The sequence below is a fragment of the Pseudoalteromonas sp. FUC4 genome (genome assembly GCF_008370255.1).
In the GTDB taxonomy this organism is placed as follows: domain Bacteria; phylum Pseudomonadota; class Gammaproteobacteria; order Enterobacterales; family Alteromonadaceae; genus Pseudoalteromonas.
In genome coordinates, this window is sequence record NZ_SEUI01000006.1 from 238,050 (window position 1) to 253,030 (window position 14,981).

Sequence of the window (14,981 nt, forward strand, 5' to 3'; positions counted from 1 at the left end):
GTTAACGCTGCAGCATCTGTTACGGCTGAATAGAATGTAGGGACGAGACTATCCGTCCTCAAGATTAACTCCGACAGGAGAGCTAAGGTGAAAGACTTACTTAAGTTTCTGAAGCAACAAAATAAGACCGAAGAATTCGATGCAATTCGCATTGGTCTTGCTTCACCAGACATGGTTCGTTCATGGTCATACGGTGAAGTAAAGAAACCTGAGACTATTAACTACCGTACTTTCAAGCCTGAGCGCGACGGCTTATTCTGTGCCCGTATTTTCGGCCCAGTGAAAGATTATGAGTGTTTATGTGGTAAATATAAACGCCTTAAACACCGTGGTGTGATCTGTGAAAAGTGTGGCGTTGAAGTAACACTCACTAAGGTGCGACGCGATCGTATGGGTCATATCGACCTTGCGAGCCCAGTTGCACATATATGGTTTTTAAAATCATTACCGTCACGTATCGGCTTAATGCTAGATATGACGCTTCGTGATATTGAACGTGTTCTTTACTTCGAATCATTCGTAGTAACTGAGCCTGGTATGACAACGCTTGAGCGCGGTCAACTATTAGGTGAAGAAGAATACTTAGATTCACTAGAAGAGCATGGCGATGAGTTTGAAGCGAAGATGGGTGCTGAAGCAGTTTTAGACTTGCTTCGTGAACTCGATCTTGCTCAATTAATTGCTGAAATGCGTGAAGAGTTACCAACAATTAACTCTGAAACTAAGCGTAAAAAGATCACTAAACGTCTTAAGTTAATGGAATCGTTCCACCAATCAGGTAATAACCCTGAGTGGATGATCATGACAGTACTTCCAGTATTGCCACCAGATCTACGCCCATTAGTACCATTAGACGGTGGTCGTTTTGCGACATCTGATCTAAATGACCTTTACCGTCGTGTTATTAACCGTAACAACCGTCTTAAGCGTCTACTAGATTTAGCAGCACCAGACATTATTGTACGCAACGAAAAACGTATGTTACAAGAAGCGGTAGATGCGCTACTTGATAACGGTCGTCGTGGTCGTGCAATTACAGGTTCTAACAAACGTCCTCTTAAATCTCTTGCTGATATGATCAAGGGTAAGCAAGGTCGTTTCCGTCAGAATCTACTTGGTAAGCGTGTAGATTATTCAGGCCGTTCTGTTATCACAGTAGGTCCTACACTTAAGCTTCACCAATGTGGTCTTCCTAAGAAGATGGCACTAGAGCTATTTAAACCATTCATCTATGGCAAATTAGAGCGTCGCGGCATGGCTACGACAATCAAAGCAGCTAAGAAGATGGTTGAACGTGAAGTTCCGGAAGTATGGGATGTACTTGACGAAGTAATTCGTGAACATCCAGTATTACTTAACCGTGCACCAACACTTCACCGTTTGGGTATCCAAGCGTTTGAGCCTGTGCTTATCGAAGGTAAAGCGATTCATTTGCATCCATTAGTATGTGCGGCTTACAACGCCGATTTCGATGGTGACCAAATGGCGGTACACGTACCGTTAACTATCGAAGCGCAGCTTGAAGCTCGTGCATTGATGATGTCAACAAACAACATTCTATCTCCAGCGAATGGTGAGCCAATCATCGTTCCTTCACAGGATGTTGTATTGGGTCTTTATTACATGACTCGTGACCGCATTAACGCTAAAGGCGAAGGCGCGATATTTAAAGATCCAAAAGAAGTAGAAAAAGCATACCGTAGTGGCAATGCTGACCTTCACGCAATCGTGAAAGTACGTATTAGCCAATCAGTTAAAAACGAAGATGGTGTAGTAGAAGATACTATTACTGTAATCGATACAACTGTAGGTCGTGCAATTCTATCTCTAATTTTACCAACTGGTATGCCGTTTGCGTCAATCAACCAGCCACTAGGTAAAAAGCAGATTTCTAGCTTATTGAATGAGTGCTACCGTCGTCTAGGTCTTAAAGACACTGTTGTGTTTGCTGACCAAGTTATGTACACCGGTTTCCATTATGCAATGAAGTCAGGTGTTTCTATCGGTATTGATGACTTAGTTATCCCACCGGTTAAAGCACAGATAATTGAATCAGCTGAAGCTGAAGTTACTGAAATCAACCAACAATTCCAATCGGGTCTTGTAACGGCTGGTGAAAAGTACAATAAAGTTATCGATATCTGGTCACGTGTAAATGAAAACTTATCACGTGAAATGATGTCTAACTTGTCAAAAGATACAGTTATTAATGCTAAAGGTGAAGAAGTAGAGCAACCGTCATTTAACTCAGTGTTTATGATGGCCGACTCAGGTGCTCGTGGTAGTGCTGCACAGATTCGTCAGTTGGCGGGTATGCGTGGTCTAATGGCACGTCCAGATGGTTCAATCATCGAGACGCCAATCACAGCTAACTTCCGTGAAGGTCTAAACGTACTTCAGTACTTCATCTCAACGCATGGTGCGCGTAAAGGTCTTGCCGATACTGCACTTAAAACAGCTAACTCGGGTTACCTAACGCGTCGTCTAGTAGACGTTGCACAAGATTTGGTAATCAATGAAGATGACTGTGGCACAGAAGATGGCTTAACAATGAAACCGCTTATTGAAGGTGGTGATGTTGTAGAAGCACTTCGTGAACGTGTTTTAGGTCGTGTTGTAGCTGAAGATATTGTAATTCCAGGTACTAATACAGTACTTGTTGAACGTAATATCATGCTTGACGAAAAACTGTGTGACCTTTTAGAAGAGCATTCAGTAGATGAAGTTCGCGTACGCTCTGTTATCACATGTGATAACGACTTTGGTGTATGTGCTAAGTGTTATGGTCGTGACCTTGCACGTGGTCATATCATCAACGCTGGTGAATCAGTCGGTGTTATCGCGGCGCAGTCAATCGGTGAGCCGGGTACACAGCTTACGATGCGTACATTCCACATCGGTGGTGCAGCATCAAGGGCGTCAGCAGAAAATAATGTACAAGTTAAAACTAACGGTACATTAAAACTTCATAACGCTAAATATGTATTAAATACAGATGGTAAGATTGTTATTACCTCACGTTCTACTGAGATCACTATCATTGATAGCTATGGTCGTGAAAAAGAGCGTTATAAAGTACCTTATGGTGCGGTATTAACAGTGCAAGACAATGCTGAAGTTCAAGGTAACGACATCGTTGCTACTTGGGACCCGCATAGTCACCCAATCGTTCTTGAGCATAAGTCAAAAGTATCGTTTAGCGACATCGATGACTCAAATACTGAAGCACAGACTGATGAACTAACAGGTTTAACCCGTGTAGTTGTTAAAGATCTTGCTAAAGTAAATACTAAAGAACCTAAGCTTATCATTGAAAGTGAAGAGCGCGGTCTGCAAGAAACACGTCTTCCTTCATTCACTACGATTGAAGTTATTGACGGCGTTACAGCAAACCCTGGTGACGTGTTAGCACGTATACCACAAGAAGGTTCGAAAACTCGTGATATCACGGGTGGTCTACCACGCGTAGCCGACTTATTTGAAGCTCGTAAGCCTAAAGAGCCAGCTATCTTAGCTGAGATCACAGGTACTATTAGCTTCGGTAAAGAGACTAAAGGTAAGAAACGTTTAGTTATAACTCCAGCAGAAGGCGATCATTACGAAGAAATGATTCCTAAGTGGCGTCAACTTAACGTGTTTGAAGGTGAGCAAGTGTCTAAAGGTGAAGTTATCGCCGATGGTCCTGAATCGCCGCATGACATCTTACGCCTACGTGGTGTGACTCATGTTGCTAACTACATCGTTAACGAAGTGCAAGAGGTTTACCGTTTGCAAGGCGTTAAGATCAATGACAAGCACATTGAAACAATTATCCGTCAGATGATTCGTAAATGTACCATCATACACGGCGGTGATACTGACTTCTTAGCCGGTGAACAAATCGAAGTGGCGCGCGTTAATATCGCAAACCGTGACCTTGAAAAACAAGGTAAGATACCAGCTAAGTTTGAAATCCAGTTAATGGGTATCACAAAAGCATCACTAGCAACAGAATCTTTCATCTCTGCAGCGTCTTTCCAAGAGACAACACGTGTTCTTACAGATGCGGCAGTGAATGGTAAGAGCGATGAGCTTCGCGGTCTTAAAGAAAACGTAATTGTGGGTCGTTTGATCCCAGCCGGTACCGGTTTTGCGTATCATCAAGACCGTATGGCTCGCCGTAAACAAAGCAAAGTTGTAGTAGAAGAGCAAACAGTAAGTGCAGAAGAGGCGACTCAAGCACTTACAGACGCTCTAAATGCTGATTTGTCTGGAAATCAATAAACTGTTCTTAATCAATAGATTAAGTGGTCGTAAGGCAGTTATATGCTGTCTTACGATTAGTTTAGGTTGACAGGTTAAACTTTGCTCATTAAAATTCCGCCACCCATTTACTTGTGTGCTTAACGCAGGCTCGTAAATAAAGGGCGGATTTTTTTATTTTTTTCAGTAGTAATTTTAATTTCAGGAGCTATTTAAATGGCAACTATTAACCAGCTAGTGCGTAAGCCACGCCGTAGCAAGGTTACGAAAAGTAACTCAGCTGCACTAAAAGCGTGTCCGCAAAAGCGCGGTGTATGTACTCGCGTATATACAACTACACCTAAGAAACCAAACTCGGCGTTACGTAAAGTAGCACGTGTACGTTTAACTAACGGTTTCGAAGTAACTTCATACATTGGCGGTGAAGGTCATAACCTTCAAGAGCATAGTGTAATCCTAATCCGTGGTGGTCGTGTTAAAGATTTACCAGGTGTGCGTTTTCACACTGTTCGTGGTGCACTTGACTGTGCAGGCGTTAGCGATCGTCGTCAAGCTCGTTCTAAATACGGTGCAAAACGCCCTAAAGGGTAATTGTATTCCGTTAGTAAGGCCAAGCACTAAATATTTATAATTATTGTTTTGGGTGATTGACTCGAAAGAGCAAACCTGAATAAACCGGAGATACAAAATGCCTAGAAGACGCGTAATCGGTCAACGTAAAATTCTTCCAGATCCTAAGTTCGGATCGGAACTTCTTGCTAAATTCGTTAACATCGTGATGTTAGACGGCAAGAAATCTACTGCTGAAAAAATTGTTTATGGTGCGCTAGACGTGGCTGCTGAGAAATCAGGCAAGTCGCACCTAGAAATCTTTGAAACTGCACTTGATAACATCCGCCCACAGGTAGAGGTTAAATCTCGCCGTGTTGGTGGTTCAACTTATCAAGTACCAGTTGAAGTACGTCCAGTTCGTCGTAACGCATTAGGTATGCGTTGGTTAGTAGACGCTGCACGTAAGCGTGGCGAAAAATCTATGGGCTTACGTTTAGCTCAAGAAATCGTTGACGCTTCTGATAATAAAGGCACTGCGGTTAAGAAGCGTGAAGACGTTCACCGTATGGCTGAAGCGAATAAAGCATTCGCTCATTACCGTTGGTAATCTGTCTTTAACCTTTAAGAGGATCATATGGCACGTACAACTCCACTTGAGCGCTATCGTAATATAGGTATTGTTGCTCACGTAGATGCAGGCAAAACCACCACAACAGAACGTGTTCTGTTCTACACAGGTCTTTCTCATAAGATCGGTGAAGTACATGATGGCGCTGCAACTATGGATTGGATGGAGCAGGAACAAGAGCGTGGTATCACAATCACTTCTGCTGCAACAACGTGTTTTTGGAAAGGGATGGACGCTCAATTTGACGCCCATCGTATCAATATTATTGATACTCCAGGACACGTAGATTTCACTATCGAAGTAGAGCGTTCTTTACGCGTACTAGATGGTGCGGTAGTTGTTCTTTGTGCTTCATCTGGTGTACAGCCGCAAACTGAGACAGTTTGGCGTCAAGCGAACAAATACGAAGTTCCGAGAATGATCTTCGTAAATAAAATGGATCGCACGGGCGCAGACTTCTTAGCTGTGGTCAGCCAGGTGAAATCTCGTCTTGGAGCAACGCCTGTTCCAATTCAGTTGCCTGTAGGCGCTGAGGACGACTTTAAAGGTGTTATTGACCTTATAAAAATGAAAGTGATTAACTGGAACGAAGCGGACCAGGGTATGACTTTCACTTATGAGGCAATACCGGCAGAACTTCTGGAATTAGCACAAGAATGGCGCTCTCATTTAGTTGAAAGCGCTGCTGAAGCAACAGAAGAACTAATGGATAAATACTTAGAAGGTGAAGAGTTAAGTGAAGCAGAAATTAAAAATGCTTTACGCCAACGAACATTAGCCAATGAGATTGTTCCAGTTACTTGTGGTAGCGCATTTAAAAACAAAGGCGTTCAAGCTGTGCTTGATGGCGTTGTTGAATATATGCCGTCACCAGAGCAAGTGAAACAAATCCAAGGTATCTTAGAAAATGGTACTGAGGAAGAACGTCCAGCTAATGATAAAGCGCCGTTTGCTGCACTCGCTTTTAAGATTGCAACAGACCCGTTTGTTGGCACCTTGACCTTTTTCCGTGTTTACTCTGGTACTGTTAAACAGGGTGACACGGTATATAATCCAGTAAAAAGTAAGCGTGAGCGACTTGGCCGTATCGTACAGATGCATTCAAACTCTCGTGAAGAGATCAAAGAAGTTTTCGCAGGCGACATCGCGGCAGCTATTGGTCTTAAAGACGTAACAACAGGTGAAACACTGTGTGATCCGAGTTCTATTATTACGCTTGAGCGTATGGAATTCCCAGAACCAGTAATCTCTATTGCGGTTGAGCCTCGCACTATAGCTGACCAAGATAAGATGGGTATTGCACTAGGTAAACTAGCTGCTGAAGATCCTTCTTTTCGCGTACAAACTGACGAAGAATCAGGCCAGGTTATAATCTCTGGTATGGGTGAACTTCACCTAGATATCATCGTCGACCGTATGAAACGTGAATTCAGTGTTGAATGTAACGTTGGTAAGCCGCAGGTCTCATACCGAGAAGCTATTCGTTCGACTGTTAAGGTTGAAGGGAAGTTTATACGTCAGTCAGGTGGTCGTGGCCAATATGGACACGTTTGGATTAAACTTGAACCGATGGATATTACGGATGATGAGTCACCAATTTACGAGTTCGTTAACGAAACCGTAGGTGGTTCAGTTCCTAAAGAGTTCGTTCCTGCGGTAGACAAAGGTATCCAAGAGCAAATGTCTCAAGGTGTACTGGCAGGCTACCCATTACTTGGCGTTAAAGCGACTTTATATGATGGTTCATTCCATGATGTAGATTCGAATGAAATGGCATTTAAAATAGCAGGTTCACTGGCAATGAAAAACGGGGCGCTTGAAGCTAACCCTGTACTTTTAGAGCCAGTAATGAAGGTTGAAGTACTCACTCCTGATTCAAATATGGGTGATGTAGTTGGCGACTTAAACCGTCGCCGCGGCATAATCGAAGGCATGGAAGATGCTTTAGGTGGACTTAAGCAAATTAATGCGCAAGTTCCTCTTTCTGAAATGTTTGGTTATGCAACTGCTTTACGATCTGCAACACAGGGCCGTGCCTCATACTCTATGGAGTTTGTGAAGTACGCTGAAGCCTCTAAAAATGTTGCAGATACAATAATTTCAGCTCGCGCTGTTATATAATTTTAGCTTGTCTGGCTCAATAGTGAGTCAGGCTTTAATTTCTTTATTAGGAATTTTTTAAGATGGCAAAAGAAAAGTTTGAACGCGTAAAACCGCACGTAAACGTTGGTACAATCGGCCACGTTGACCACGGTAAAACTACACTAACTGCAGCAATCACTAACGTACTTGCAAAAGTATACGGCGGTGTTGCTAAAGATTTCGCATCAATCGATAACGCTCCAGAAGAGCGCGAACGTGGTATCACTATTTCAACGTCTCACGTTGAATACGATACACCTACACGTCACTACGCACACGTAGATTGTCCTGGTCACGCCGATTATGTTAAAAACATGATCACTGGTGCTGCTCAAATGGACGGCGCGATCTTAGTAGTTGCTGCGACAGATGGCCCTATGCCACAAACACGTGAGCACATCCTTCTTTCTCGTCAAGTTGGCGTTCCTTACATCGTTGTGTTCATGAACAAATGTGACATGGTWGATGACGAAGAGCTACTTGAACTAGTAGAAATGGAAGTTCGTGAACTTCTTTCTGAATACGATTTCCCAGGTGATGACTTACCTCTAATCGCTGGTTCTGCGCTTAAAGCGTTAGAAGGCGAGAAAGAGTGGGAAGATAAGATTGTTGAGCTTGCAAATGCACTTGATTCTTACATCCCAGAGCCAGAGCGTGACATCGATAAGCCATTCATCATGCCTATCGAAGACGTTTTCTCAATCCAAGGCCGTGGTACTGTTGTAACTGGTCGTGTTGAAGCKGGTATCATCAACGTRAATGACGAAGTTGAAATCGTTGGTATCAAAGAGACTACTAAGTCTACTTGTACTGGTGTTGAAATGTTCCGTAAGCTTCTTGACGAAGGTCGTGCTGGTGAGAACATTGGTGCACTTCTACGTGGTACTAAGCGTGAAGACGTTGAACGTGGTCAAGTACTAGCTAAGCCTGGTTCAATCAACCCACATACTACATTCACTTCAGAAGTATACGTACTTTCTAAAGATGAAGGTGGTCGTCATACTCCATTCTTCAAAGGTTACCGTCCACAGTTCTACTTCCGTACAACTGACGTAACTGGTGACGTACAGTTACCAGAAGGCGTAGAAATGGTAATGCCTGGTGATAACATCAAGATGACAGTAACTCTAATCGCACCAATCGCGATGGAAAGTACGATTTAAGATGCCGCTTTAACCTTAGGTGAAGATACTTGGTAACAATACTCAAAGTATCATTAGTGATATTACTAAAAACCCGAGCTAAGCTCGGGTTTTGATAAGTTATGAATGTGTCATACTTAGCTGAAAACTATTCAATATTTTGTATTTGCTCACGCATTTGTTCAATTAGTACTTTTAGCTCTACGGCTGCAGTAGTAATATCGCTATTGATAGATTTAGATGCTAGCGTGTTAGCTTCACGATTAAATTCTTGCATCATAAAATCTAAGCGGCGACCACATGCGCCACCTTTTTTAAGGATTTTTTTAGTTTCTTTAACGTGAGACTTTAAGCGATCTAACTCTTCAGCCACATCTTGTTTTTGCGCAAGGTAAATAAGTTCTTGTTCAAGGCGTGATTCGTCGATGTTTGCTGTTAAGTCTTCTAGCTTTTGAGCCAGTTTTTCACGCTGCCATTTAGCAATCTCAGGCATATGCGTTTCTACAGTTTCTACTTGCTCTAGAATTGCATCAAGGCGTATTGCTATCATTTCTTCAAGGTTTGCACCTTCATCGCCACGTGCAGATTTAAAATCTTCGATTACTTGATCAAGACCAGCTATTAATGCTGTATTAACGCTATCCATATCAAGCTCTTCTGCTTCCATAACGCCAGGCCAACGTAATATATCAACAGGGTTAATATCACCATTACTTTGTTGTTGAACCCATTTAGCGCTATTTATTAGTTGTTCAGCAAGGGCTTGGTTAATTGATAGCTCGCCAACGTGGGCTGGGTTTGCTACAAACTTTAAAAAAACTTCAACTTTACCGCGTTGTAAGTGCTTACGTAAACGCTCACGAATAACTGGCTCCATGCCACGAAATTGCTCTGGTGCGCGTATAAATGTTTCAAGGTAACGCTGGTTTACTGAGCGAACTTCCCAAGTGCCAGTACCCCAATCGCCTTTTATTTCGCGACGCGCATAAGCTGTCATACTGTGGATCATGGATATTTTCCTAAATTTATAAATACAATATTATGATGATTATACCGTAACACTGCTTAAGCTCTAGGGAAAATTTAATACACTGAATATTTTGCATACAGCTATTTATTTAAATCAACATGGTATCTACACCCACATACACTTATAATGTCGCAAATTCTGAATTAAGGGGATCGTCAATGCGTCCAAGCGAAAGAACACCTAACCAAATTAGACCTGTTACGTTTACACGTAATTATACTTTGCATGCTGAAGGCTCAGTACTTGTTGAGTTTGGTAACACCAAAGTACTTTGTACAGCTACTGTTGAATCGGGCGTTCCTCGTTTCATGAAAGGCCAGGGTAAAGGTTGGATCAATGCTGAATACGGTATGTTACCGCGAGCAACGCATACGCGTAATGCTCGAGAAGCTGCACGTGGTAAGCAGGGCGGTCGTACTATGGAAATTCAACGCTTAATTGCACGTGCACTTCGTGCTGCTGTTGATTTAAAAGCACTTGGCGAAAACACAATCACTATCGACTGTGATGTAATCCAAGCAGATGGCGGTACACGTACTGCTTCTATAAGTGGCGCATGTGTTGCACTAGTTGATGCACTAACGCATATGCGTGCTAAAGGTATGATTAACTCAAACCCACTTAAGCATATGATTGCGGCTATTTCAGTAGGCATATACAAAGGTCAAGCAATTAGCGATTTAGAGTATATAGAAGATTCAGCTGCTGAGACTGATATGAACGTAATTTTAACCGAAACAGGTAAAATTATTGAAATTCAAGGTACAGCTGAAGGCGAACCTTTCTCTTTTGATGAGCTAGATGAGTTACTTACTTTAGCTAAACATTCTATTCGCGAAATTATTGACGTACAAAAGCAAGCATTAGCATAAATAGGTAGGCCACAAGATATGAAAGATTATCAAAAAAAGTTTATAGAATTTGCTCTAGAGAAGCAGGTGTTAAAATTTGGCGAGTTTACATTAAAGTCTGGACGCACAAGCCCTTACTTTTTTAATGCTGGTTTGTTTAATACAGGTCGTGACTTAGCGCGTTTAGGTCGCTTTTATGCATCGGCACTCGAAGATTCTGCTATAGAGTACGATGTATTATTTGGTCCTGCGTACAAAGGTATCCCAATAGCGACAACAACAGCGGTTGCCTTAGCGGATCATCATGATAAAGATGTACCTTATTGTTTTAATCGTAAAGAGAAAAAAGCACATGGTGAAGGCGGTACATTAGTAGGCTCGGAACTCAATGGCAAAATTATGCTAGTTGACGATGTAATTACAGCAGGTACTGCGATTCGTGAGTCAATGGAAATTATTGCACAAAATGGTGCTGACCTTAGTGGTGTTTTAATTGCGTTAGATCGCCAAGAAAAGGGTAAAGCTGAATTATCAGCTATTCAAGAAGTTGAGCGTGACTTTAATACCAAAGTGATTTCAATTGTAAAATTAGCTGATCTTATTAGTTACCTTGAAAGCCAAGGCACAATAATGGATGAGCATTTAGCCTCAGTTAAAGCTTACCGTGATCAATACGGCGTAGCATAAATAAAAAGCCTCGCAGTGCGGGGCTTTATTTTGACCTTCATTCATAGAGTTTATTAATGAAAGATGTATTAAAACCAAATGGCTTAGGCCTCAAGCGTGTTTTCAAAGCAACCTATTGCTCTTACCTTGGCTTTAAAGCAGCATTTAAAGAAGAAGCAGCATTTAGGCAAGAGCTACTATTAAGCCTTATATTATTTCCTATTTCATTTTGGCTTGCTTCATCACTATTACACTGGGCAATACTAATTAGCTCACTACTTATAATATTAATAGTTGAATTATTAAACTCTGCCATTGAAGCATTAACAGATCGAGTAAGTACAGAGCTGCATGTATTGTCAGGTAGGGCCAAAGATATGGGATCTGCAGCCGTAACACTATCATTAACGATCGTATTGATCATCTGGGGTGTAAGCCTCTATATGAAGATCGTTTAACTCTACTTCTAATATAAAATAGGTTTAAACCCCCTTAGTTGTTAATAATTTGATGGTTATGTTGTGTTTTTAACGTGTTTAGCTCAAATTCTCAGCGAACAGCACTTTATTTCAAGTTTTCTTCAAAAAAGGGTTGATCTGTTTTCGGATCTCCCTATAATGCGACCCCACTGAGACGGGAAACGCCAACGCATAGCGAGGCATGAACTACTCAGGATGTTAAGTAAAACTTAGATTGAATCTTTTTAGAAAGTTTAAATTTAAGTGTTGACAAAAAAATAGGAAAGCGTAACATGCGCAGCCCTAGCGAGATAAAGTTTAACTCTATCATCGCAACGTTCTTTAACAATATAAAGCAATCATCTGTGTGGGCACTCGTACAGATTGAGTTCTAACAGCCAAACTACTTCGTTCTTTATTGAGCAAGTAATGAGGCAAAAAAATTAGAGTCTCAATTGAAACTGAGTGACCAACAGAATAGTTATTTCGATAATTATTCGGCACAGTCAATTCAATATCGAAAGATATTAAAAATTCAGAATTCATTGAGCTGTCGAAAGACATAAAACTTTTTAATTGAAGAGTTTGATCATGGCTCAGATTGAACGCTGGCGGCAGGCCTAACACATGCAAGTCGAGCGGTAACAGAAAGTAGCTTGCTACTTTGCTGACGAGCGGCGGACGGGTGAGTAATGCTTGGGAACATGCCTTGAGGTGGGGGACAACAGTTGGAAACGACTGCTAATACCGCATAATGTCTACGGACCAAAGGGGGCTTCGGCTCTCGCCTTTAGATTGGCCCAAGTGGGATTAGCTAGTTGGTGAGGTAATGGCTCACCAAGGCGACGATCCCTAGCTGGTTTGAGAGGATGATCAGCCACACTGGGACTGAGACACGGCCCAGACTCCTACGGGAGGCAGCAGTGGGGAATATTGCACAATGGGCGCAAGCCTGATGCAGCCATGCCGCGTGTGTGAAGAAGGCCTTCGGGTTGTAAAGCACTTTCAGTCAGGAGGAAAGCGTGGTGGTTAATACCCRTYAKSTGTGACGTTACTGACAGAAGAAGCACCGGCTAACTCCGTGCCAGCAGCCGCGGTAATACGGAGGGTGCGAGCGTTAATCGGAATTACTGGGCGTAAAGCGTACGCAGGCGGTTTGTTAAGCGAGATGTGAAAGCCCCGGGCTCAACCTGGGAACTGCATTTCGAACTGGCAAACTAGAGTGTGATAGAGGGTGGTAGAATTTCAGGTGTAGCGGTGAAATGCGTAGAGATCTGAAGGAATACCGATGGCGAAGGCAGCCACCTGGGTCAACACTGACGCTCATGTACGAAAGCGTGGGGAGCAAACGGGATTAGATACCCCGGTAGTCCACGCCGTAAACGATGTCTACTAGAAGCTCGGAGCCTCGGYTCTGTTTTTCAAAGCTAACGCATTAAGTAGACCGCCTGGGGAGTACGGCCGCAAGGTTAAAACTCAAATGAATTGACGGGGGCCCGCACAAGCGGTGGAGCATGTGGTTTAATTCGATGCAACGCGAAGAACCTTACCTACACTTGACATACAGAGAACTTACCAGAGATGGTTTGGTGCCTTCGGGAACTCTGATACAGGTGCTGCATGGCTGTCGTCAGCTCGTGTTGTGAGATGTTGGGTTAAGTCCCGCAACGAGCGCAACCCCTATCCTTAGTTGCTAGCAGGTAATGCTGAGAACTCTAAGGAGACTGCCGGTGATAAACCGGAGGAAGGTGGGGACGACGTCAAGTCATCATGGCCCTTACGTGTAGGGCTACACACGTGCTACAATGGCGCATACAGAGTGCWGCGAACTCGCGAGAGTAAGCGAATCACTTAAAGTGCGTCGTAGTCCGGATTGGAGTCTGCAACTCGACTCCATGAAGTCGGAATCGCTAGTAATCGCGTATCAGAATGACGCGGTGAATACGTTCCCGGGCCTTGTACACACCGCCCGTCACACCATGGGAGTGGGTTGCTCCAGAAGTAGATAGTCTAACCCTCGGGAGGACGTTTACCACGGAGTGATTCATGACTGGGGTGAAGTCGTAACAAGGTACGCTAGTAATCGCGTATCAGAATGACGCGGTGAATACGTTCCCGGGCCTTGTACACACCGCCCGTCACACCATGGGAGTGGGTTGCTCCAGAAGTAGATAGTCTAACCCTCGGGAGGACGTTTACCACGGAGTGATTCATGACTGGGGTGAAGTCGTAACAAGGTAGCCCTAGGGGAACCTGGGGCTGGATCACCTCCTTATACGATTTAGAACTTATTTGTTCGTAGTGTCCACACAGATGATTGTTATTGTAAAGAGAACAACACTTATTGTTTTGGGTCTGTAGCTCAGCTGGTTAGAGCGCACCCCTGATAAGGGTGAGGTCGGTAGTTCAAATCTACTCAGACCCACCACTTCTTGTCTAATCAAGAAGATGGTTAAAACAGTAAGTACCAGCATATGTGGGGCTATAGCTCAGCTGGGAGAGCGCCTGCCTTGCACGCAGGAGGTCAGCAGTTCGATCCTGCTTAGCTCCACCACTTTTACTTCTTAAAAATAAATATTCTTTATCGGGCCATTAACNTTTGGGTCTGTAGCTCAGCTGGTTAGAGCGCACCCCTGATAAGGGTGAGGTCGGTAGTTCAAATCTACTCAGACCCACCACTTCTTGTCTAATCAAGAAGATGGTTAAAACAGTAAGTACCAGCATATGTGGGGCTATAGCTCAGCTGGGAGAGCGCCTGCCTTGCACGCAGGAGGTCAGCAGTTCGATCCTGCTTAGCTCCACCACTTTTACTTCTTAAAAATAAATATTCTTTATCGGGCCATTAACGGCCTGAGAATAGAGTGTGTTTAATTTTGAGAGGTTTTTGTATCTCTTGCTCTTTAAAAATTTGGAAAAGCTGATAATAAAATTCTGATAGATACATTGTATTTATCAAGAGTTTTCAAAAGTAAAAAAAGAATGGTAGCAGTACCATTCAGTGCCATTTGATTAACGTTTTACGTTGATTGATTGGTATCTACTTTAGTATTCAATATTGACTTCTGGCGAAGTTAAACTGTCACAAAACAAAGACCCGTTTGGGTTGTATGGTTAAGTGACTAAGCGTACACGGTGGATGCCTTGGCAGTTGGAGGCGATGAAGGACGTATTAACTTGCGATAAGCCTAGTCAAGCTAGTAAAAAGCGCTTGAGACTAGGATTTCCGAATGGGGAAACCCACCTGCTTGCAGGTATCGTTAACTGAATACA

At 43.0% G+C, this 14,981-nt stretch carries 8 protein-coding genes, 4 tRNA genes, 2 rRNA genes and 1 pseudogene; 14 read left to right on the forward strand and 1 reads right to left on the reverse strand.

The window, feature by feature from the left end; genetic code table 11:
- The first annotated feature begins 87 nt into the window (after positions 1 to 87).
- The 5 genes and pseudogenes from rpoC to tuf all read left to right on the forward strand — a co-directional run.
- A complete protein-coding gene (gene rpoC / locus EU510_RS17275) occupies positions 88 to 4,263 on the forward strand; it encodes a DNA-directed RNA polymerase subunit beta' (RefSeq protein ID WP_149594507.1) in 4,176 nt (1,391 codons plus the stop codon).
- Positions 4,264 to 4,458: 195 nt separating this feature from the next.
- A complete protein-coding gene (gene rpsL, locus EU510_RS17280; protein ID WP_002958885.1) occupies positions 4,459 to 4,833 on the forward strand; it encodes a 30S ribosomal protein S12 in 375 nt (124 codons plus the stop codon).
- A gap of 97 nt (positions 4,834 to 4,930) precedes the next feature.
- Positions 4,931 to 5,401 carry a 30S ribosomal protein S7 gene (rpsG, locus tag EU510_RS17285; protein WP_010555004.1) on the forward strand — a complete coding sequence of 157 codons (471 nt, stop codon included), beginning with the start codon at positions 4,931 to 4,933 and terminating at the stop codon, positions 5,399 to 5,401.
- Positions 5,402 to 5,428: 27 nt separating this feature from the next.
- The gene (fusA, locus tag EU510_RS17290; RefSeq protein ID WP_149594508.1) at positions 5,429 to 7,543 is read left to right on the forward strand and encodes an elongation factor G; all 2,115 of its coding nucleotides are present in this window, start codon (positions 5,429 to 5,431) and stop codon (positions 7,541 to 7,543) included.
- A 62-nt stretch (positions 7,544 to 7,605) separates the two neighbouring features.
- A pseudogene (gene tuf / locus EU510_RS17295) lies at positions 7,606 to 8,715 on the forward strand (elongation factor Tu); the annotation flags it as partial.
- A 139-nt stretch (positions 8,716 to 8,854) separates the two neighbouring features.
- Here tuf and EU510_RS17300 read toward each other — a convergent pair.
- Positions 8,855 to 9,715 (reverse strand): YicC/YloC family endoribonuclease, encoded by an 861-nt coding sequence (locus EU510_RS17300; protein WP_149594509.1) that lies wholly within the window; start codon positions 9,713 to 9,715, stop codon positions 8,855 to 8,857.
- A 179-nt stretch (positions 9,716 to 9,894) separates the two neighbouring features.
- On the opposite strand from EU510_RS17300, the gene rph reads away from it, so the two are divergent.
- The 9 genes from rph to EU510_RS17345 form a co-directional block, all read left to right on the forward strand.
- The gene (rph, locus tag EU510_RS17305) at positions 9,895 to 10,608 is read left to right on the forward strand and encodes a ribonuclease PH (RefSeq protein WP_002958890.1); all 714 of its coding nucleotides are present in this window, start codon (positions 9,895 to 9,897) and stop codon (positions 10,606 to 10,608) included.
- Positions 10,609 to 10,626: 18 nt separating this feature from the next.
- The gene (gene pyrE, locus EU510_RS17310; RefSeq protein ID WP_149594510.1) at positions 10,627 to 11,274 is read left to right on the forward strand and encodes an orotate phosphoribosyltransferase; all 648 of its coding nucleotides are present in this window, start codon (positions 10,627 to 10,629) and stop codon (positions 11,272 to 11,274) included.
- A 56-nt stretch (positions 11,275 to 11,330) separates the two neighbouring features.
- The gene (locus EU510_RS17315; protein WP_002958892.1) at positions 11,331 to 11,711 is read left to right on the forward strand and encodes a diacylglycerol kinase; all 381 of its coding nucleotides are present in this window, start codon (positions 11,331 to 11,333) and stop codon (positions 11,709 to 11,711) included.
- A gap of 573 nt (positions 11,712 to 12,284) precedes the next feature.
- Positions 12,285 to 13,817: ribosomal RNA gene (locus EU510_RS17320) — 16S ribosomal RNA — on the forward strand.
- 245 nt (positions 13,818 to 14,062) lie between these two features.
- Positions 14,063 to 14,139: transfer RNA gene (locus EU510_RS17325), tRNA-Ile, on the forward strand.
- A 50-nt stretch (positions 14,140 to 14,189) separates the two neighbouring features.
- Positions 14,190 to 14,265, forward strand: a tRNA-Ala gene (locus EU510_RS17330).
- Between the two features lie 47 nt (positions 14,266 to 14,312).
- Positions 14,313 to 14,389, forward strand: a tRNA-Ile gene (locus EU510_RS17335).
- A gap of 50 nt (positions 14,390 to 14,439) precedes the next feature.
- Positions 14,440 to 14,515: transfer RNA gene (locus EU510_RS17340), tRNA-Ala, on the forward strand.
- A 305-nt stretch (positions 14,516 to 14,820) separates the two neighbouring features.
- Positions 14,821 to 14,981, forward strand: a 23S ribosomal RNA gene (locus EU510_RS17345); the annotation flags it as partial.

What these genes read in the sequence shown, in the direction of transcription:
- rpsL (WP_002958885.1), top strand. Translation starts at nt 4,459, where the DNA reads ATGGCAACTATTAACCAGCTAGTGCGTAAGCCACGCCGTAGCAAGGTT.
- rpsG (WP_010555004.1), top strand. Translation starts at nt 4,931, where the DNA reads ATGCCTAGAAGACGCGTAATCGGTCAACGTAAAATTCTTCCAGATCCT.
- fusA (WP_149594508.1), top strand. Translation starts at nt 5,429, where the DNA reads ATGGCACGTACAACTCCACTTGAGCGCTATCGTAATATAGGTATTGTT.
- EU510_RS17300 (WP_149594509.1), bottom strand. Translation starts at nt 9,715, where the DNA reads ATGATCCACAGTATGACAGCTTATGCGCGTCGCGAAATAAAAGGCGAT.
- rph (WP_002958890.1), top strand. Translation starts at nt 9,895, where the DNA reads ATGCGTCCAAGCGAAAGAACACCTAACCAAATTAGACCTGTTACGTTT.
- pyrE (WP_149594510.1), top strand. Translation starts at nt 10,627, where the DNA reads ATGAAAGATTATCAAAAAAAGTTTATAGAATTTGCTCTAGAGAAGCAG.
- EU510_RS17315 (WP_002958892.1), top strand. Translation starts at nt 11,331, where the DNA reads ATGAAAGATGTATTAAAACCAAATGGCTTAGGCCTCAAGCGTGTTTTC.